Raw genomic sequence first — 20,034 nt, 5'->3', positions numbered from 1 at the left:
GCCGAGTCGGCGAGGGTCGCCAGAATGGGACTGGTCGTGGCGGTCACCGGAGCCGGATCGGGGCTCGGGCGTGCCCTGGCGGTGCGGCTGGCCGCCGACGGCACCCGGTTGCTGCTGGTGGGCCGGCGGGCGGAGCGCCTGCTGCGCACCCGCGAGGACTGCCTGGCCGACGGCGGCAAGCCCGGCGACATCGTCACGCTGCCGGTCGACCTGGCCGAACCCGGCGCCGCCGCGGCGGTACGGGACGCCGCCGTGGCGGCGTTCGACGGCCTCGACGCGCTGGTCAACAACGCGGCGCAGGCCCGGTTCGGGCCGCTGGACGACACCGACGTCGACACGTTCGTGCGGCTGCTCCGGGTCGACCTGGTGGCGCCGGCCGCGCTCATCCGGTGCGTGGCGCCGTTGCTGCGCCGCAGCCGGGGCACGGTGGTCAACGTCGGCTCCATCGGCGGGCTGCTCGCGGTGCCCGGGCGCTCCTACTACGGCGCCGCGAAGGCCGGACTGCACCACCTGACCCGGTCGCTGGCCCGGGAGCTGGCGCCCGAGATCCGGGTCAACGCCGTGCTGCCCGGCGCGGTGGACACCGAGATGTACGACGACCTCGGCATCGACGACGACGCCGTGGCGCGGCTGCGCGCGGAGATGGTCCGCACGACGCCGTTGGGCCGGATGGGACGCCCGGAGGACGTCGTGCCCTGGATCGTCATGCTGCTCGGCCCGGACGCGACGTGGATGACCGGCAGCCTGCTGGTGGTCGACGGTGGACGTTCGTGTTGAAGGATCGCTTCCCTTTCGAGGTGCCGACATGCTCTGCGACAACGACCGCACCCAACGGAGCCGCCGCCTGCCGGTCTCCTGCCTGCACGAGATCCACCGCCTGGTGACCGACCATCCGCGGGATGCCATCGCGCTGCACGTGGGCGAGCCGCACGTGCGGATGCCGGCCGAGGCGGTGGAGGGTTACGTGCGGGCGCTGCGCGACGGGCGCACGTCGTACACCGACGCCCCGGGGCTGCCGGTGCTGCGCGCGGCGCTGGCCGAGCGGCTGCGCGACAACGGCGCGCCGGCCCCGGACCGGGTGTTCGTGACGCCCGGCTCGTGCCAGGCGATCAGCGCGATCTTCCAGTCCATCGCCGTCGACGGCGGCGAGGTGATCCTGTCCCGGGTGCACTGGCCCATGCACCTCCAGCAGATCCTGCTGGCCGGCCTCGAGCCCCGGTTCGCCGCCATGCCGGACGGCGGCCGGCCGTTGACGGAGCTGCTCGACGAGGCGGCCAGCGAGCGGACCGTGGCACTGCTGATCAACTCCCCCGCCAACCCGTCCGGGCACGTGTGGGGACCGGAGGACCTCGCCCAGATGTACGCCTGGGCCGCCCGGCGCGGCGTCTGGATCATCAGCGACGAGGCGTACGAGGACTTCGTGTACGAGGGCGAGCCGTGCCGGATCGCCAACCTGGACCTGGCCGTGCCGCCGGACGAACGGATCGTGTTTTCGGTGCACACGTTCTCCAAGGGCTTCTCGATGACCGGCTGCCGGCTCGGCTACGCCACCGCCCCACGGGCCGACCGCGCCGAACTGCTGGCCCGGGTCCAGGAGGCCACCCTGGTGGCGCCGGCCACCCCCGTGCAGTACGCCGGGCTGGCCGCGCTGCGGGCCACCGATCACCTGACCGCGCACCACGGGTACGTGCGGGCCACCCGGGACGCGGCGGTGAAGCTGCTCGCGCCGCTCGGAGTCGTCCACACCGAGCCGAGCGGCGGCTGGTACCTGCTGCTCGACCTGTCCGACCACACGGACGACACGTACGCGTTCTGCCACCGGCTGCTGGCCGAGACCGATGTCGGGGTCGCGCCGGGACGGGGTTTCCTGCCGCCCGACGATCCGCTGGCCGAACGCCTGGTGCGGGTCACGCTCTGCGCCGAGCAGGAAGCAACGCTGACCGGCGTGCAGCGGCTCGTCCGGCTCCTGCGGTCGCCATGAGCGCGGTCCGCAGCTACGACGAGTACGTCGGGTTGGACGCGCTGCTCGGCGCCGCGCGCCCGGTGGCCGCCGGCGGCAGCCCCGAGGTGTCCGCGGCGGAGCGCTTCTTCATCGTCTGCCACCAGACCAGCGAGCTGTGGCTGTCGCAGGCGCACCGGGACCTGCGGCTGGCCGCCGACCTCGTCGACCGGCGGGACCTGGACCGGGCCCTGCCGCCGATCCGGCGCGCCAAAACCGTCCTGGGCCTCATCATCGCCACGGCGCGCGACATGGCGCAGCTGAGCCGGGCGCACTTCGACGCGTTCCGCCCCGCGCTGGCCGGAACCAGCGGCGCCCAGTCGGCGCAGTTCACGCTGCTGCTGAAGGGCATGGACAACCCGTACGTCTTCCAGCTGAGCAGCCGGTTGCAGGACTGCGACCCGCGCGAGGTCCGGCGGGACCGGCTGGTGCAGGTCTGGGACGAGCTGGACGAGTTCCTGGCTCGGGCGGAGGAGTGGCGCCGGCTGCACATCGAGCTGGCCCGGCACTTCGTCGGCGGCCGGCGCGGGACCGGCGGGACCAGCGGGGTGGCCTACCTGGAGGGACGGGCCAATGCCCTCGCCGTCGGCTGACCGACCCGGGCGGGGCCCGGGAACCACGGCCGCGCCGGCCGATCGACCCGGGCCGGGTCCCGGGACCACGGCCGCGCCGGCCGACCGACCCGGGCCGGGTCCCGGGACCACGGCCGCGCCGGCCGACCGACCCGGGCGGGGTCCCGGGACCGCGGCCGCGCCGCTGACCGGACCGTGGCTGCGGGAGACCGTGGCCCGGCTGCTGTCGGTGCCCCCGGCGGAGGTGGACGACCGGGCCAACCTGTTCGAGCTGGGGCTGGAGTCGATCGCCATCATGCGGGTGGCCAACGCGTGCCGGCGCGCGGGCGCGGCGGTGAAGTTCAGCACGCTGGCCCAGGCGCCCACGATCGAGCAGTGGACGGCGCTGCTGGCCGACCAGGCCGGCCAGGCCGGGTCCGCCGGGTCCGCCGGGTCCGCGGGGTCCGCCGGGTCCGCCGGGTCCGCCGGGTCCGCCGGGTCCGCGGGGGCCGCGAGGGCCGCCGGGCCGGCCGGCGCCGCGGCGGTGGCACGGGGGCGCGGGCCGGCGCCGGCCGCGGACCCGGACGCGCCCTTCGCCCTCGCGCCGATGCAGCAGGCGTACTGGATCGGGCGGCAGGAGGGCCAACCCCTCGGCGGCGTCAGCGCGCACTTCTACGCCGAGTTCGACGGGTCGGCGGTGGACCCCGAGCGGCTGGAGCGGGCGGTCCGGGCCCTGTTCGCGCGGCACGAGATGCTGCGCGCCCGGTTCCTGCCGGACGGCCGCCAGCAGGTGCTCCCGCGCTCGCCGTGGCCCGGGCTCGGCGTGCACGACCTGCGCGCGGCCGTGGACGCCGACGCCGAGTTGGCCGGGCTGCGTGACCGGCTCTCCCACCGGCGCTTCGCGATCGACGCCGGTGACGTCTTCGACGTCCAGCTCTCCCTGCTGCCGGGTGGCCGGACCCGGATGCACGTGGGCATCGACATGCTGGTGGCCGACGCGCAGAGCTACCAGATCATCCTGGCGGACCTCGCGGCGCTGTACCGCGCCCCGGAGGCGCCGCCGGTGCCGCTGGGCTACTCGTTCGCGGATTACCTGGCCGCGGACGACGAGCCGGCGGCGGTGACCGACGACCGGTCGTACTGGCTGGACCGGCTCGACGACCTGCCCGGGGCGCCGCAACTGCCCGTGCTGCCGGAGGCGGCCGGCCGGGGCCACGCCGGGGTCGACCGCCGGTTCCGGGAGGTTTCGGCGGCGCTGCGGGACCGGCTCGCCCGTACGGCCCGCGCGCACGGCCTCACGCTCGCCACGGCGCTCTGCGCGCTGTTCGCCGAGGTGCTGGGCCGCTGGACGGCGGAGCCGCGGTTCCTGCTCAATCTGCCGACCTTCGACCGCCGGGAGCACAACGACGACATCGCCCGGCTGGTGGGCGACTTCACCAACGTCACCCTGCTGGCCGTCGACACCTCCGGGCCGGCGACCTTCGCCGACCGGGCGGCCGGGATCCAGGACCAGCTGCGGTCGGACCTCGCGCACTCGCGCTACTCCGGCGTCTGGCTGCTGCGCGACCTCGGCCGCCGCGACCCCGGCACCTGGCTGCGGGCGCCGGTCGTCTACACCAGCGTCATCGGCATGGGCGAGCTGTTCGGCGCCGATGTGCGCCGCTGTTTCGGTGAGCCGGTGTGGACCTCCTCGGAGACCCCGCAGGTGTGGCTCGACCACCAGGTCATCGAGGAGGCCGACGGCGGGCTGCTGATCAACTGGGACGTCGCGCGGGGCGTCTTCCCGGCGGGACTCGTGGATGCCATGTTCGACGCGCACGGCGCGGCCCTGGCGTGGCTGGTCGACCACGACGACTGGCACGCCCCGCTGCCGCTGCCGCTGCCCGCGGCCCAGGCGGCCGTCCGGGAGCGGGTCAACGACACCGGCGCCGAGGCGCCCGCCGGGCTGCTGCACGCGGCGTTCTTCGACCGGGCCCACCGGGATCCGGACCGGCTGGCCCTGGGCTGGGGCGCGGCCGGCTCGATGACGTACGGCGAGCTGGCCGGGGCCGCGCTGCGGATCGCGGGCCTGCTGCGCGCGCACGGGGTGGGGCCGGGGGACCCGGTGGCCATCACCGTCGAGAAGGGACCCTGGCAGGTGGCCGCCGTGCTCGGCGTGCTCGCCGCGGGCGGGGCGTACGTGCCGGTGGGCTGCGAACAGCCGGTCCGGCGGCGGGACGCCATCTACGCCGGCGCCGGCGTCCGGTGCGTGCTCACCGGCGCGGACCGGCAGGCCGAGCCGTCGTGGCCGGCGGGGCTGCCGGTGCTGGACGTGACCGCGCCGGCCGAGCCGATCGCCGCGCCCGTGCCGGTCTCCCCCGACGAGCTGGCGTACGTGATCTACACCTCGGGGTCGACCGGCGAGCCCAAGGGGGTGGAGCTGACCCACCGGGCCGCGCTCAACACGGTGACCGCCGTCAACGAGCGCTTCGGGGTGGGCGGGCACGACCGGGTGCTCGCCGTGTCGGCGCTGGACTTCGACCTCTCGGTCTATGACATCTTCGGCCTGCTGTCCGCGGGCGGCGCCGTGATCGGGGTCGAGGAGCGGGACCGCCGGGAGGCCCGGGCCTGGGTGCTGGCCGCGCGGCGCTGGGGGGTGACCATCTGGAACTCGGTGCCGGCCCTGCTGGAGATGTTCCTGGTGGCCGCCGGCGGCGTCGCGGAACCGGTCCTCCCCCGCCTGGCGCTGGTGTCCGGGGACTGGGTCCCGGTCGACCTGCCCGGCCGGCTGCGGGCGTTGCGCCCCGATGCCCGATTCGGCGCGCTCGGCGGCGCCACCGAGGCCGCCATCTGGTCGAACCTGCTGGAGGTCGACCGGGTCGATCCGGGCTGGCCGGCCATCCCGTACGGTTTCCCGCTGCCCCGCCAGCGCTTCCGGGTGGTGGACGGCCGCGGGCGGGACTGCCCGACCTGGGTGCCGGGCGAGCTGTGGATCGGCGGCGCCGGGGTCGCCCGGGGATACCGCAACGACCCCGGGCGTACGGCCGCGGCCTTCGTCCGGCACGACGGCCGGCGGTGGTACCGCACCGGCGACCGGGGCCGGTACCTGCCGGACGGAATGCTCGAGTTCCTCGGCCGGACGGACTCCCAGGTCAAGATCAAGGGAAACCGGATCGAGCTGGGCGAGGTGACGGCCGCGCTGCGCCGGCACCCCGGGGTGACCGACGCCGTGGCCCTGGCCGTGGGGGCCCGCCGCGACCAGCTGGCCGCGGCCGTCACGGGCGAGCCGGACGGCGGGCTGGCGGGCCTGCGCCGGACCGCGGCCGGGCTGCTGCCGCCGTACATGGTGCCGGAGACCGTGGCGGTGCTGACCCGGCTCCCGCTCACCGGCAACGGCAAGGTGGACCGCCGGCGGCTCACCGCGCTGCTGGAGCGGGACGAGGCAGCCGCTCCGGCCGAGGCGCCGCGGACGCCCACCGAGCAGGTCCTCGCCGAGCTGTGGGAGTCCGTCCTGTCCCGGCCGGTCGGCCGCGGCGACACGTTCCTGGAACTGGGCGGCGACAGCCTGACCGCCACCGGGATGCTGGAGGCGGTCCGGAAGCGGTTCGGCGTGGTGGTGTCGCTGCTCCAGCTGTTTTCCGCGCCGACGGTGCCGGGCCTGGCGGCGCTGGTCGACGCCGAACGCGCCGGCCCGGCCGGGGCCGAAGAGGGCGAGATATGACCGAGCCGGGTACGGCCGGCGGGCCGGTCGAGGAGTTCGCGCGGTGACCGGGGTGGCCGCCGGGGCCTACCTGCGCCGGTACAGCCAACCGCCCGCCCCGACCACCCATCTGGTCTGCTTCCCGCACGCCGGGGGTTCGGCCGCGGCCTACCGGGGGTGGACGGCGCTGCTGCCGCCGTCGGTCCGGCTGACCGCCATCCAGTACAGCGGGCGGCAGGACCGGATGCACGAGGTCATGCCGGCGTCGATGGACGAGCTGGCCGACGAGGTCGCGCTGGCCCTGTCCCGGTACGCGGACCCGCTGCTGCTGTTCGGGCACAGCTTCGGCGCGACCGTGGCGTTCGAGGTGGCCCGGCGGCTGCAGCGGTGGGGACCGGGTCCGGTGGAGCACCTGGTGGTGTCCGGCCGGCCGGGTCCGCGGGCGCAACCGCGGACCGCGAAGCACCTGTGGACCGACGACGAGATCTGGGACGACATGCTGCGTCTCGGCGGTGTCGACCGGGAACTGGCCGGTGTCCCCACGCTGCGCGAGCTGGTGCTGCCGGCGCTGCGCCGGGACTACCTCATCATCGAGACCTACGGGCCGGCGCCGGACGCGACGGTCTGCTGCCCGATCACCGCGTTCCTCGGCGCCGACGACCCGGAGGTGGACCGCGGCCAGGCCGAGGCGTGGGCCCGGTCCACCACCGGCGCCTTCCGGCTGCGCGTCTTCGAGGGGGCGCACTTCTACCTGTCGGCCCGGCCGGCCCGCGTGGTGGCGGAGCTGATGTCGCTGACGCGGCCGACGCCGACTCCGGGGAGGGATTGAGGCGATGGGATCAGCGGCAACCCGATCCGCGCCGCCGGCGCTGGATGCCGTCTGCCGGGCCGCCGCGAGCGGTCCGGACGCCGCCGGCTCGCGGGCCGGCACGCTGCTCCAGGTGGCCCTGGCGGTGGCCGCGGGCGCGCTGGCGCGTACCGACAGCGTGCCGGTCGCGGCGCGGGTCGGCGCGGGCCCGTGGCGCCGGCGGGACGTCGACCTGGCGTCGTGCCGGACGCTCGCCGACGCGGTCCGGGCGGCCGAGGGCGCCGCGGTGGTCGAGGTCTCCGGGCCCGCCGCCGGGGTCGCCGGGGTGGCGTGGACCGACGACGGTACGCCGGGCTCGCTCACCGTGCGGCTCGGCGTTGACGCCCCGGCGGCCGGCCGGCCGGGGCCGGTCGCCGACATGCTGTGCCGGGTGGCCGAGCAGGTCCTGGCGGACCCCGACCGGCCGCTGTCCCGGGTGGACCTGCTCGGGGCCGCCGACCGCGCGCGGCTGGCCGGCTGGGCCGGCCGGGACACCGCGGTTCCGCCGGTGGGCGCGGCCGAGCTGTTCGCCCGGCAGGCGCGGGCGCACCCCGCGGCCACCGCGCTGGTCTACCGCGACCACGAGGTCAGCTACGCCGATCTGGAGGCACAGGTCGACCGGTTGGCCCGGCACCTCGTGGGGCTCGGCGTCCGCCCGGAGGTCCTGGTGGCCGTGGCGGTCCCCCGGTCGGTCGAGCTGGTGGTGGCGTTGCTGGCCGTGCTGCGGGCCGGCGGCGCGTACCTGCCGCTGGACGTCACCTATCCCACCGAGCGGCTGGGGTTCATGCTCGACGACGCCCGGCCGCCGATCCTGCTGACCACGGCGGCGAACGCCGTGCATCCGGCCTGGCACGACCGGCCGATCCGGCTCGTCCGGCTGGACGACGAGGGCGACAGCGCGGCGATCGACGCGAGCGCGAGCCATCCGGTGTCTGCCGGGGGCGGCGCGCCGGGGGATCCGATGTACGTCATCTACACCTCCGGCTCGACCGGGCGGCCCAAGGGCGTGGTGGTGACCCACGCGGGCGTGGCGAGCCTGGCGGCCACCCAGGCCGCGGCCGTGGGCGCCGGTCCGGGCGACCGGGTGCTGCAGTGGGCCTCGGTGAGCTTCGACGCGGCGTTCTGGGACCTGTCGCTGGCCCTGTTCGCCGGGGCCACGCTGGTGCTGGCCGACGACGACGACCTGCTGCCGGGCCCGCCCCTCGCCGAGACCCTGACGAAGCACCGGATCACCCACGCCACCCTGCCGCCGGCCGCCGTCACGGCGTTGCCGGAGGTGCCGCTGCTGGTCGGCGGGACGCTGATCTCCACCGGTGACGTCTGCACCCCGGCCATCGTCCGGCGCTGGGGCCGGCGGACCCGGGTGATCAACGGGTACGGCCCGACGGAGACGACGGTGGGCGCCACGATCACCGGTCCGCTCCGGCCGGGCGGCAAGCTGTCGGTCGGCCGGCCGTTCGTCAACGCCCGTATCCATCTGCTGGACCACCTGCTCCGACCGGTGCCGCCGGGCGCGTCCGGGGAGATCTGCATCGGCGGGCCCGGGGTGGCCCGCGGGTACCTGAACCGGCCTGAGCTGACCCGGGAACGGTTCCTGCCCGACCCGTTCGGGCCCCCCGGCGGCCGGCTGTACCGGTCGGGTGACCTCGGCGTGTGGGACGACGACGGCGAGCTGCACTTCCTGGGTCGGGTCGACAACCAGGTGAAGATCCGCGGCTTCCGGATCGAGCTCGGTGAGGTGGAGGCGGCGCTGCGCCGGCACCCGGCCGTCGACCAGGCCGTCGCGGTGGCGCGCAACGAGGATCCCGCGGACCGGTACGTGGCCGCGTACGTGAACCCGGCCCCGGGCGCCCGGCTCGACGGCGCCGAGCTGCGCCAGCACCTGCGCGCCGCACTGCCCGAGCACATGCTGCCGGCCGCCATCACCGTGCTGGACGCGTTCCCGGTCACCCCGAACGGCAAGATCGACCGCGCGGCCCTCCCCGACCCGTTGCCGGCGACCTCGGCCGACGCTCCCGGCAGCGACCGGGAACGGCTGCTGTGCGGACTGTTCGCCGAGGTGCTGGGACTGGCCAGCGTCGGCCCCCGGGACAACTTCTTCGCCTGCGGCGGCCACTCGATCGCGGCCGTGCGGCTGGTGAGCCGCATCCGCGCGGAGCTCGGGGCGGACCTGCCGGTGCGCCAGGTGTTCGAGCACCCGACCCCGGCCGGGATCGCGGCCCTGCTCACCGACTGAGCGCGCCGGGCGGGGCATCCGGCACGGCATCCCGACAGCTGGAACGGATTGCTGCGGCCCACCGGACTCCGGCTCGGCCCCGACGGCGGCCCTGGTTGGACGAACCCCGCTGGTCAGAGGGTTGCCGGCGACGCCGGCTGCCCGGGAATCGCCGCCCTCATCCCCCATGGCCGCACCGTCTCCGCTCCCTTTGCTCTGCTGCCCTCCACGCGCCGGCAGTTGTCCGATTATCGGACGCGGAGTGGGGCGTGGGAGGCAGCAGAGCAAAGGGCGCGCGGGCAATGCGGTCGAGGGGCCGGCGCGGCCACCGACCGTGATCGTCGGCCCGACCGTGGCGGGCTGAATGGCAGGTCACGGCCGGCTGTCCGACCCGCGGCGGAGTCGACGGGCGCGGGTCCGGCTCGGTCAACCCCTCCCAGGATTCGGGAGACCGCTCGACGGCGCCGACAGGCTCTGCCGCAGCCGGTTCTTGTCGATCTTGCCGACCGTGGTGCGCGGCAGGCTGTCCACCACCTCGAAGTGGTCCGGCAGCTTGTATCCGGCCACCCCGGCCTCCCGCAGGTACTCCCGCACGTCCCGGAGCGTCGGCACCGGCTCGGCGCAGACCGCGAAGACGCACGGGACCTCGCCCATGACCGGGTCCGGCACCCCGACCACCGCGACGCGACGCAGAGCGGGATGCAGGTGCAGGACGTCCTCCAGTTCGGCCGCGGTGATCTTCTCACCGCCCTTGTTGATGACGTCCTTCAGCCGGCCCTCCACCACCATGTTGCCGTCCGGGGTGAACCGCACCAGGTCGCCGGTGCGCAGGAACCCGTCGGCGGTGAAGGCCGTGGCGTTCACCTCGGGCGCCCGGTAGTAGCCGCGGATCGTGTACGGGCCGCGGGTCAGCAGCTCGCCCACCTCGCCGGGGGGCACGTCCGCGCCCTCGGGGTCCACCACCCGGATCTCGTCGGCCTCGGCCAGCGGGCGGCCCTGAGTGTGCACGATGACGTCGATCGGGTCGTCGAGCCGGGTGTACGTGAGGATCCCCTCGGCCATCCCGAACCAGTGGGTGAGCCGGGAACCCATCTCGGTGTAGATGCCGCGGGCCAGCTCCGGAGACAGGTGCGCGCTGCCCACCTGGATAAGCAGCCCGGACAGGTCGACGTCGAAGAATTCCAGCGCGTCCCGCCACATCTGCACCATCGGCGGCATGAGCGTGGTGAGCGTGACCCGCTCGCTTCCGATCAGCTCGAAGACCTCGTCCGGGCTGGGGTTCGGCGGCAGCAGCACCTTTCCGCCGACCGCCAGCGTGCCGAGCAGGCCGGGGCAACCCAACGCGGCGTTATGGGCCACCGGCAGCGACGCCAGATAGCAGCCGTGCTCGTCCATGCCACAGGCCCGGGCGGTCGCCGTCAACTGGTACGCGTAGTCGTCGTGGGTCCGTGGAATCAGCTTGGGCAGCCCGGTGGTGCCGCCGGAGAGCAGGAAGAAGGCCACATCGGACGGATCGGGGCCCGGCAGCTCGCGCGGCTCGGCGAGCAGCAGGTCGGCGTAGCCGGTGAAACCGTCCGGATCGCCCACCACCACGACGTGGCGCAGCGCGGGCGCCTCCCGGCGGACCTGGCGGGCCAGCTCCGGGTAGCGGAACCCCTGGTGCTGGTCGGCCACCACGTACGCCACCGCGTCCGAGTGCCGGATCAGGTAGCCGATCTCGCGTTGCCGGTGACCGGGCAGGCCGTACACGGGGATGGCGCCGAGCCGGTAGCAGCCGATGCTCACCACGGCGAACTCCGCGATGTTCGGCAGCTGGACCACGACCCGGTCGCCGCGGGCCACGCCCAGGTCGGCCAGCCCGGCGGCGAACCGGTCGGCCAGGTCGTCCAGCTCGGCGTACGCCCACCGGCGGCCGGCCGGATCGACCACCGCCACCGAGTCGCCGCCGGCGACCACCGCCACCGAGTCACCGCCGGCGACCACCGCCACCGAGTCACCGCCGGCGACCACCGCCACCGAGTCGCCGCCGGGGCTGGGCCGGAGCAGATCTCCGAGCACCCGTCCGCGCCAGTAGCCCGCGGCCCGGTACCGGGCCGCGAAGTCGGGCGGGAACGGGACGACGCCGTCCAACTCGTCGCACCTCCCGTCGGGAATGGTGACCACGATCCGCACCGGCGGAGTCACCGCGAATCTAGCGGCCGACGCGGTGGGCGAGGAAGCGCGCCGACCGGCGGCGTACCTCGATATCCTCCGGGCATGGAGCCGGCCGATGGTCCGCACGTGGCCGGCCTGGTCCTCGCCGCCGGCGGCGGGCGCCGCTACGGCATGGCCAAGGCGCTGGTGCGGTATCGGGGTCGGCCTCTCGTGCGGCATGCGGTCGAGGTGGCCGAGGCGGGCGGCTGCGCCCGTACCCTCGTGGTGATCGGCGCGGAGGCGGCGCGGGTCCGCGCGGCGGCGCCCGAGCTGACGTACGCGGAAAATCCGGACTGGCCGACCGGGATGGCCTCGTCGTTGCGGGCCGGCCTGGCGGCGCTGGCCGGCACGCCGGCGACGGCGGCCGTGGTGCTGCTCGTGGACATGCCCGGGGTGACGCCCGACGCGGTGCGCCGGGTGGCCGGGCACGCCGGTCCGGACGTGCTGGTGATGGGCGGCTACGGCGCTCGGCGGGGCCATCCGGTGCTGCTCGGTCGGGAGCACTGGGCCGGGGTGGCGGCCACGGCCGTCGGTGACCACGGCGCGCGCGACTACCTGCGGTCGCACGCCGACCTGGTCCGGGTGGTGGCCGTCGGGGACGTGGCGGACGACGTCGACGTGGACACTCCGGAGGCGCTGCTGCGGTTCACCTGACGGGCCGGCCCGGCCGCCCCGGCGACCCGGCCGGATACTTGCCGGGTGATCCTCGCGGACCTGGTCGACCGGGCGCGGGCGCTGACCGCCGGCGGCGCCCGGGCGCTGCTGGGCATCGCCGGCGCCCCGGGCTCGGGCAAGAGCACCCTGGCCGCGGAGTTGCTCGCGGCCCTCTCGCCCGATCCGCCGCCCGGGCTGCCGGCCGGCGAGTGGGTGGCGCACGTGCCGATGGACGGCTTCCATCTGGCCGACGTCGAGCTGGACCGGTTGGGCCGGCGGGCCCGCAAGGGCGCGCCGGACACGTTCGACGCCCTGGGGTACGCCGCGCTGCTGCGCCGGCTGCGGACCGCAGGCGACGGCACCGTCTACGCGCCCAGCTTCGAGCGCGACCTCGAACAGCCGCTCGCCGGCGCCATCCCGGTGCCCCGGTCCGCCCGGCTGATCATCAGCGAGGGCAACTACCTGCTGCTGGACGAGCCGCCGTGGACCGGGTTGCGGGACCTGTTCGACGAGGTCTGGTACGTCGACCTGGAGCCCGGGGAGCGGCTGCGCCGGCTGGTGGACCGGCACGTCCGCTTCGGCAAGACCCCGGCGGCGGCCCGCGCCTGGGCCACCGGCACCGACGAGCGCAACGCCGCGCTGATCACCGCCACCCGCGACCGCGCCGACCTCGTCGTACCCTCGGATCTCGTGCGGCGGCTCGGCGACGCGCCCTGACGGCGGCCACCCGGTGCGGCGGCCACCGCCGGCGCGCGCCGGCCACCCGGGACGGCGGCCGCGGCCGCACCGGTCGGCGGTGGTCAGCCGGCCGGGCGCGCCAGGGAGCGGGCGGAGATGGCGGCGGAGAGCAGGGCAGCCACGAGCATGGCCCAGAACACCGACGGGTAGCCGGCCAGGCTGGCCACCAGGCCCGCCAGCGGGCCGCCGCCCACCAGGCCGAGGTCCCAGAACGAGGTGAAGGCGCCGAGGGCCGCGCCCTGGTGCGCCGGCTCCGACCGGTTGATCACCATGAGCGCGAGGGACGGGAAGAGCAGCGACAGGCCCGCCCCGATGACCAGCCCGCCGAGGATGGCCACGACGAGGTTCGTGGCGACCGCCACCAGGAGCAGGCCGACCGCCTCCACCAGCGCCGACCAGAGCGCCACCCGCGCCGCGCCGAGCCGGTCCGGCAGGCCGCTGACGAAGAGGCGCACCCCGACGTAGGTGAAGCCGAAGGCGTTGAAGGCGGCGATGCCGTTGTCGATGCCCCGCGCCGCGAGGTGCAGCGCGGCGAAGGCGGCCAGCGCCGCGTACCCGAAGCCGGCGAGCGAGAGCGCGATGCCCGGCGCGATGGCGCTGCGCGGCAGCAGCTCCGGCCGACCGGCGGCGGCCGGGGCCCGCTGCGGACTCGGGCGGCTCAGCACGAGCACCAGCCCGGCCGCGGCGGCCACGGCCAGGCCGATCCAGACCGCCGGATACCCGCCGGCCTCGCGCAGCAGCACGGTTCCGAGCAGCGCGCCGAGGGTGATGCCGAGCCACATCCAGATGCCGTAGAGGCCGACGATACGGCCGCGCCGGTCGGCCGGGGCCATCGCCACCAGCCAGGCGGCGCCGCCGGTGTAGACGGCGCCCTCGCCGATGCCGTGCACGATCCGGACCGCGATCAGCGCCGGCACGTTCCCGGCGACCAGATATCCCAGGCCGGCCAGGACGCAGCAGAGCGCGCCGACGAGCATGACCGCCCGATGTCCGTGCCGGTCGCCGAGGCGACCCGCGATGGGCCGGCAGATGACCGCGGCCACGGCCACCGCGGCCACCACCACACCCACCTCGATCCGGCTGCCGTGCAACTGGTCGAGGATGAGGAACGGGAGCACGGCGAGGGACGCGCCGATCCCCAGCAGGCAGCAGAAGATGGCCCCGAACAGTGGCAGGTAGGGACGGTAGAACGTGAGGGTGCCGCGGGACGCGGTCGCGGTCATGGGGTGGACTCTCCTCGGCGGGGCACGTGGGGGGCGAGGGCGAGCGGGTACGGGCGCACGGCGGCCGCTGCCGGCCCGCAGCAGGCATTCGACTCGGTGGATCAGACTGCCACAAGCGGTACGGCGGCGGTAGCCGCGCCGGGCCGGCTCGGCCGGCGGCCTCTCCGGGTCACCGCCCGTTCCGGGTCGCTGGCGCCGGCCGGCTACGACGGTCGGCGCGCCAGCAGATAGGAGCGTTGGCTGGGGTGTTCGACGTCGGCGTACGGCGCCCGGTCGACCCGGGCCGCGAGGTGCAGGCCGGCCCGGCTCAGGGCCGCGGTCTCGTCGGCCGGGTCGAGGTAGCGGAAGGTCAGCTCGACCGGCCGGTCCCACCAGGTGGTAAAGCTCGTGGCGTCGCCGGGTTCGGCGTCGGCGTCGCTGGTGTGGAAGGCCAGCAGGGCGTGGCCGCCCGGCCGGAGCACCCGGGCGAACTCGGCGTACGCGGCGGCCCGGGCCGCCCGGTCGAGGTGGATCAGGGCGTACCAGCAGACGACCCCACCGGCCACTCCGGACCGTACGGGCAGCGCGGTCATGTCGGCGGCGGCGTACGGCAGCCCGGTCTTGGCGCGCGCGACCCGGCACATCCCCGGCGAGAGGTCGAGGCCGACCGCCGGGGCGCCGCGCCCGGCCAGGTGCGCGGTGGCGTGCCCGGGCCCGCACCCGACGTCGAGGACCGGGCCGCCCGCGGCCAGTTCGACGAGGGCGTCCAGCAGGGCCCGGTCGAGCGGCTTGCCGGGCAGTTCCTGGCCGATCTCGGCGGCGTAGCGCTCGGCCACCGTGTCGTAGCTGCGGCGCGTGCCGGCTGCCTCGGTCGGCGTCATGATCTCAAACTAGCGTGTGCCCCGGCAGGGCCGGAACCGGTCTTGGCGGCCGGCAATGAAACAACGCTGTAAATATTGACGCATGACGTTAGCCGCGGACAGAATCACGGCACCCCGTGATCTTCTGCCCTGGGAGGCGCCATGATCCGTCCTCGCCCGCCGTTCCACCGGACGGCCGCCCGGATGGTCGCGTTCGCCGCAGCCACCGCCGGTGCGTTGCTCGCCGTCACCCCGCCGGCCAGCGCCGCGGTGCCCGCCGGCCGCTACGTCTCGCTGGGCGACTCGTACGCCGCCGGTCCGCTGATCCCCTCGCAGGTCGACCTGAACTGCCTGCGCTCCAACCGCAACTTCCCGTCCCTGGTCGCCGCGTCCGCGGGTTCCTCCTCGTTCGCCGACGTGAGCTGCTCCGGGGCCACCACCGACGACATCCTCAGCGGCGGCAGCGGCGAGCTGGGCATCTCGGTCCCGCCGCAGGTCAGCGCCGTCAACTCGGCCACCGCGCTGGTGACCGTGCAGATCGGCGGCAACGACATCGGCTTCTCCAGCATCATGACCACCTGCGCGCAGGACAGCGTGAACAGCCCGCTGGGCTCGCCGTGCAAGAACCGGTACACCGCCGGCGGCACCGACCAGCTGCGGGCCAGGATCGACGCCACCGCGCCGAAGGTGGCCGCGGTGCTGCGGGCCGTGCACTCGGCCGCCCCGAACGCCCGGGTCGCGGTGGTCGGCTATCCCGCGATCCTGCCGGACAGCGGGTACGGCTGCTGGCCGGTGGTCCCGATCGCCTACCAGGACGTGCCGTACCTGCGCGGCGTCGAGAAGGCGCTCAACGCGATGTTGGCGAGCACGGCCGGCGCCAACAACGCCAGCTACGTCGACACGTACACGCCGTCGATCGGGCACGACAGCTGCAAGAGCAGCGGCACCCGGTGGGTCGAGGGGCTGGTGCCGCAGAACTCGGCCGCGCCGTTCCACCCGAACGCCGCCGGCGAGCAGGGCATGGCCAACGCGGTGCTGGCCCAGCTCTGATCCACGTACGCCGGAAACCGGCCCCGCCGCTCACGGCGGGGCCGGATCATCCGGCCGCCGGCAGGCCCCGGGGCCGGCGCCCGGGTGGCGGGTCAGGACTCTCGCAGGAACTCCATGAGTCGCGCGGTGAGTTCGGCCGGCCGCTCCTCGAAGAGCCAGTGGCCGGAGTCCTCGATGACACCGCCGGTCACGGTGGTGGCGTACCGCTCGACCTGGCTGGGCACCGCCTCCGCGAGGCTCGCCCGGGCACCGAGGGCGAGGACCGGCATCGTGAGCTTCGTCCTGCCGTTCTCGGCGTTGTCGGCCACATCGCGCGGCAGCGCCCGGAAGTAGCCGAAGCTGGCCCGCAGGTGGGCGTCGTCCCGCAGGTGCCGGGCGTACTCCCGGACGTCGTCGGCGCCGATGCCGTCCTTCTGGACGGCCATCGAGTCGATGAACCGATCGACCCACCGCTCCTCGCGGCCGGCCACCGTCTCTTCCGGCAGGCCGTTGGCAACGCTGAAGAGGCCGATGTTCCAGAAGCCCGGACCCCGCGAGGTCAGCGTCGGCAACTGGTACAGGCTCTGATCCGGGATGGGCGCCTCGGTCAGCACCAGCCTGCGCACCTCGTCGCGGTGCGCGGCGGCGTACGCGTACGCGACCATGGTTCCGATGTCGTGTCCGACCACATTGACGTCGCCGTCCAGGCCGAGCTGGGTCAGCAGCCCGTGCACGTCGGCGGCGAGCGTCTTCTTGTCGTACCCGTCGGCCGGGGCGTCGCTGCCGCCCGCCCCCCGAAGGTCGGGCGCGATGACCGTGTGGTGCCGGGCAAGCTCCGGCAGGACCTTGCGCCACATGTACCACGTCTGGGGATAGCCGTGCAGCAGGAGCAGCGTGCTGCCCCGACCACCCCGGACGTAGTTGATCGTTACAGCGCCCACCCGCGCCGTCTGCTCGGTGAAGGACTCCGGAACCCGCCCGCCACCCATCGCCCCTCCTTCGATGACTGATGCGGCCGTGGGCTACCCGACCCCGGGGCTTCTACACCCGTTCACCGGTGCTCACCCGGCCACCGGCGCCGCCGCCGCGACGGTCGTATCATTCGACGCCTCTCGATGCTTGACATTGCGGTCGTCGGGTGTGAACCTCACGATCGGGACCACGGCACACGCGACGGCGTACGGGCAGCGCCGGTCCCGCCATGGGCCGGTTACGGTGCCAGCCGCTGAGCCGGCGGCCTTCGACGCACCCGACCAGCCAGGCCGTCCCCGACCACCCGTGCGGGAACAGACGTACGCGGTTCGGACGGCCCGCACTCATCATCCGCACCGGAACGCCGGTGGGAGTTCCAAATGTTAGCGCTAACAGCATGCAGCGGAAAGGCAGCAATGAGATCACGAAACGCCAGAGCACGTCTCTGGACCGGGATCGGGGCGGCCGCCACGCCACTCGCGGCCGTGGCCGCGCTGGCCGTCGCGGTGGCCGCGCCGGCGCAGGCCGCGACGGCGGTGAAGACCCTGGCCGAGGCGCAGGGCCGGTACTTCGGCACGGCCATGACGTCCGGAGACGTCACGAACAGCGCCGAGAGCTCGGTGGCGGCGGCCCAGTTCGACATGGTGACGCCGGGCAACGAGATGAAGTGGGACGCCACCGAGCCGTCCCGGGGCTCGTTCAGCTTCAGCCGGGGCGACCAGATCCTCAACTGGGGCCAGTCGCACGGCATGCGGGTACGCGGCCACAACCTCGTGTGGCACTCGCAGCTGCCCTCCTGGGTGAACAGCCTGCCGACCAACCAGGTGCAGGCGGCCATGGAGAGCCACATCAACGGCGTGGCCGGCCACTACCGCGGCAAGGTGTACGCCTGGGACGTGATCAACGAGCCGTTCAACGAGGACGGCTCGCTCCGACAGGACGCGTTCTACAAGGCCATGGGCAGCGGATACCTGGCCGACGCGCTGCGTACGGCGCACGCGGCCGACCCGGACGCCAGGCTCTACATCAACGACTACAACATCGAGGGCGTCAACGCGAAGAGCAACGCGCTCTACTCGCTGGCGCAGCAGATGCTGGCCCAGGGCGTGCCGTTGCAGGGCATCGGCCTGGAGAGCCACTTCATCGTCGGTCAGGTGCCGTCCTCGCTGCTGCAGAACATGCAGCGGTTCGCCGCGTTGGGCCTCGACGTGGCCGTCACCGAGCTGGATGACCGCATCCCGCTGCCGGCCAGCAGCGCCAACCTGCAACAGCAGGGCACCGACTACGGCAACGTGGTGAAGGCGTGCCTCGCCGTACCCCGGTGCGTGGGCATCTCGCAGTGGGGCGTGGACGACGGTCACTCCTGGATCCCGGGCACCTTCCCCGGGTACGGCGCCGCGATGTTCTACGACGCCAACTACCAGCCGAAGCCGGCGTACAACGCCACGGTCGCGGCGCTGAGCGGGCCGGCCAGCCCGCCGCCCACCACCGCGCCGCCCACCACGGCGCCACCGACCACCGCGCCCCCGACGACCGCTCCGCCCACGACGGCGCCGCCGACCACCGCGCCCCCGACCACCACGCCGCCCGGCGGGGCCGGGTGCACGGCCACCTACCAGGTCACGAACAGCTGGCCCGGCGGCTTCCAGGTCAGCGTCGCGGTGACCAACGGCGGGTCGAGCGCGATCAACGGCTGGACCGTGCGCTTCACGCTGGCGAGCGGGCAGACCATCACCAGCCTCTGGAGCGGGGTGAACACCGGCACCAGCGGCTCGGTCACGGTGCGCAACGCCGCGTACAACGGCACCGTGGCGGCCGGCGGCGCGACCTCGTTCGGATTCACCGGCACCGGCAGCGCGGCCCCTGCGACCGGTGTCAGCTGCACGAGTTCCTGACGAAGGGCGTTAGGAAGGGCCCCTTCCTATACAGAAAGCGATAAGAAGGGGCCCTTCCTTTCAGGTCAGCTGCGCAGGCTCCAGCGTTGGTTGGCGCCGCCGCTGCAGGACCAGAGGATGATCTTCGTCCCGTTGGCCGTGCCGTTGCCGCTGGCGTCGAGGCAGAGACCGGACTGCACGCCGCGGATCGTGCCGTCGGAGTTGACGTTCCACTGCTGATTGGTCTGGCCGTTGCAGTCCCAGATGATCACGGTGGTGCCGTTGGTGGTGCCCTTGTTATTGGCGTCGAGGCACTTGGCGCCCAGCACCTGCAGTTGCTTGCCGGAGGTGTAGGTGAAGCGCTGCGGGGTGCCGCCCCAGCAGTCGTACAGCTGCACCTGGGTGCCGTTGGTGGTGCTGCCGTTCGGCACGTCGACGCACCGGCCGGACTGGGCGCCCACGATCTCCTGCCCGCCGGTCGGCGGTGGCGGCGTCGAGCCGCCCGGCGAGCCGATGCTGCCGGACACGGCCTGCAGGGCGCCGTACCAGACGGCGGCCATCTTGTCGTAGCCCGTGGCGGTGGGGTGGATGCCGTCGGTCAGGTCGGCGGTGGTCAGCGCGCTGTGCATGTCGACCAGGTGGACGTGCTTGCCGGCGTTCACCTTGCTCTGCACGATCCCCGGGATGGCGGCGTTGAACGTGCGGACCGCCGATTCCTGGCCCGAGTTGGCCAGCGGGATGATCTGCGCGACGAACACCTCGGCGGTGGGCGCCGTGCCGGTGATGTGGTCGATCAACGTGGAGAGCCGGTTCGGCGCGGTGGAGACGTTGTAGTTCTGCAGGATGTCGTTGGTGCCGATGTGCAGCAGCACGGTGTGCGGCTGGTAGGTGTTCAGCCAGCCGGTGATGTTGGCGTCGATCTGGTCGATCCGCCAGCCGGGGTGGCCCTCGTGGTCATGGTCGCCGAGACTGCTCGGACCGTTGTACTGCGACCCCACGAAGTCGATGGTGTAGCGGCCGTTGGCGAGCCGTTGCCAGAGGCCGATCCGGTAGCCGCCGGGCACCTGGGTGCCCTCGGTGATCGAGTCGCCGAGCGGCATCACCCGGACCCCGCCGTTGGATTCGGCGCTGGCCGGACCCGGGCCCGCCGCCACACCAGCCACCGCGAGAGCCAGCGCGGCCCCCGCGGCGAGCAATCCTGCCCTGGTACGCATCATCTCT

At 74.4% G+C, this 20,034-nt stretch carries 15 protein-coding genes; 10 read left to right on the top strand and 5 right to left on the bottom strand.

What is annotated here, in order from left to right; genetic code table 11:
- The first annotated feature begins 24 nt into the window (after window positions 1-24).
- The 6 genes from ACFFHU_RS27610 to ACFFHU_RS27585 are packed head-to-tail and all read left to right on the top strand — an operon-like array spanning window position 25 to window position 9,312.
- Window positions 25-777 carry an SDR family NAD(P)-dependent oxidoreductase gene (locus ACFFHU_RS27610; RefSeq protein WP_377343257.1) on the top strand — a complete coding sequence of 251 codons (753 nt, stop codon included), beginning with the start codon at window positions 25-27 and terminating at the stop codon, window positions 775-777.
- A 28-nt stretch (window positions 778-805) separates the two neighbouring features.
- Window positions 806-1,981 carry a pyridoxal phosphate-dependent aminotransferase gene (locus ACFFHU_RS27605; protein ID WP_377343256.1) on the top strand — a complete coding sequence of 392 codons (1,176 nt, stop codon included), beginning with the start codon at window positions 806-808 and terminating at the stop codon, window positions 1,979-1,981.
- Entirely contained in the window at window positions 1,978-2,592 is a 615-nt protein-coding gene (locus ACFFHU_RS27600) for a tryptophan 2,3-dioxygenase family protein (protein WP_377343255.1), read from the top strand. The genes ACFFHU_RS27605 and ACFFHU_RS27600 overlap by 4 nt, the downstream gene beginning before the upstream one ends.
- The gene (locus ACFFHU_RS27595; protein ID WP_377343254.1) at window positions 2,573-6,250 is read left to right on the top strand and encodes a non-ribosomal peptide synthetase; all 3,678 of its coding nucleotides are present in this window, start codon (window positions 2,573-2,575) and stop codon (window positions 6,248-6,250) included. The genes ACFFHU_RS27600 and ACFFHU_RS27595 overlap by 20 nt, the downstream gene beginning before the upstream one ends.
- 43 nt (window positions 6,251-6,293) lie before the next feature.
- Window positions 6,294-7,058, top strand: coding sequence for a thioesterase II family protein (locus ACFFHU_RS27590; protein ID WP_377343253.1), 765 nt, complete (start codon window positions 6,294-6,296; stop codon window positions 7,056-7,058).
- 4 nt (window positions 7,059-7,062) lie between these two features.
- Window positions 7,063-9,312, top strand: coding sequence for a non-ribosomal peptide synthetase (locus tag ACFFHU_RS27585; protein WP_377343252.1), 2,250 nt, complete (start codon window positions 7,063-7,065; stop codon window positions 9,310-9,312).
- Window positions 9,313-9,717: 405 nt separating this feature from the next.
- Here the strand turns inward: ACFFHU_RS27585 and ACFFHU_RS27580 are convergent, their stop codons facing one another.
- A complete protein-coding gene (locus ACFFHU_RS27580) occupies window positions 9,718-11,475 on the bottom strand; it encodes a (2,3-dihydroxybenzoyl)adenylate synthase (RefSeq protein ID WP_377343250.1) in 1,758 nt (585 codons plus the stop codon).
- 72 nt (window positions 11,476-11,547) lie between these two features.
- On the opposite strand from ACFFHU_RS27580, the gene ACFFHU_RS27575 reads away from it, so the two are divergent.
- Together ACFFHU_RS27575 and ACFFHU_RS27570 are read left to right on the top strand one after the other, a co-directional pair.
- Window positions 11,548-12,138, top strand: coding sequence for a nucleotidyltransferase family protein (locus ACFFHU_RS27575; protein ID WP_377343248.1), 591 nt, complete (start codon window positions 11,548-11,550; stop codon window positions 12,136-12,138).
- Window positions 12,139-12,183: 45 nt separating this feature from the next.
- The gene (locus ACFFHU_RS27570; protein WP_377343247.1) at window positions 12,184-12,855 is read left to right on the top strand and encodes a nucleoside/nucleotide kinase family protein; all 672 of its coding nucleotides are present in this window, start codon (window positions 12,184-12,186) and stop codon (window positions 12,853-12,855) included.
- 83 nt (window positions 12,856-12,938) lie between these two features.
- Here the strand turns inward: ACFFHU_RS27570 and ACFFHU_RS27565 are convergent, their stop codons facing one another.
- Window positions 12,939-14,099 (bottom strand): MFS transporter, encoded by a 1,161-nt coding sequence (locus tag ACFFHU_RS27565; protein ID WP_377343245.1) that lies wholly within the window; start codon window positions 14,097-14,099, stop codon window positions 12,939-12,941.
- Between the two features lie 203 nt (window positions 14,100-14,302).
- Complete coding sequence (locus ACFFHU_RS27560; protein ID WP_377343242.1) at window positions 14,303-14,959, bottom strand: class I SAM-dependent methyltransferase; 657 nt, start codon at window positions 14,957-14,959, stop codon at window positions 14,303-14,305.
- A gap of 141 nt (window positions 14,960-15,100) precedes the next feature.
- Between ACFFHU_RS27560 and ACFFHU_RS27555 the strand changes: the two genes are divergently transcribed.
- Window positions 15,101-15,988, top strand: coding sequence for an SGNH/GDSL hydrolase family protein (locus ACFFHU_RS27555; RefSeq protein ID WP_377343241.1), 888 nt, complete (start codon window positions 15,101-15,103; stop codon window positions 15,986-15,988).
- A gap of 92 nt (window positions 15,989-16,080) precedes the next feature.
- On the opposite strand, the gene ACFFHU_RS27550 is transcribed toward ACFFHU_RS27555, so the two are convergent.
- The gene (locus ACFFHU_RS27550; RefSeq protein ID WP_377343240.1) at window positions 16,081-16,956 is read right to left on the bottom strand and encodes an alpha/beta fold hydrolase; all 876 of its coding nucleotides are present in this window, start codon (window positions 16,954-16,956) and stop codon (window positions 16,081-16,083) included.
- 399 nt (window positions 16,957-17,355) lie between these two features.
- Here ACFFHU_RS27550 and ACFFHU_RS27545 point away from each other — a divergent pair, with 399 nt between their 5' ends.
- Complete coding sequence (locus ACFFHU_RS27545) at window positions 17,356-18,834, top strand: glycoside hydrolase family 10 protein (RefSeq protein ID WP_377343238.1); 1,479 nt, start codon at window positions 17,356-17,358, stop codon at window positions 18,832-18,834.
- 65 nt (window positions 18,835-18,899) lie between these two features.
- On the opposite strand, the gene ACFFHU_RS27540 is transcribed toward ACFFHU_RS27545, so the two are convergent.
- Window positions 18,900-20,027 carry a lectin gene (locus ACFFHU_RS27540; protein ID WP_377343236.1) on the bottom strand — a complete coding sequence of 376 codons (1,128 nt, stop codon included), beginning with the start codon at window positions 20,025-20,027 and terminating at the stop codon, window positions 18,900-18,902.
- Window positions 20,028-20,034 lie beyond the last annotated feature (7 nt).

Origin of the sequence: Plantactinospora siamensis (genome assembly GCF_042434095.1) — a bacterium.
In the GTDB taxonomy this organism is placed as follows: Bacteria; Actinomycetota; Actinomycetes; order Mycobacteriales; family Micromonosporaceae; genus KBS50.
Note: the sequence above shows the minus strand (reverse complement) of the source record. Positions and strands in the feature narration are given on the sequence as shown.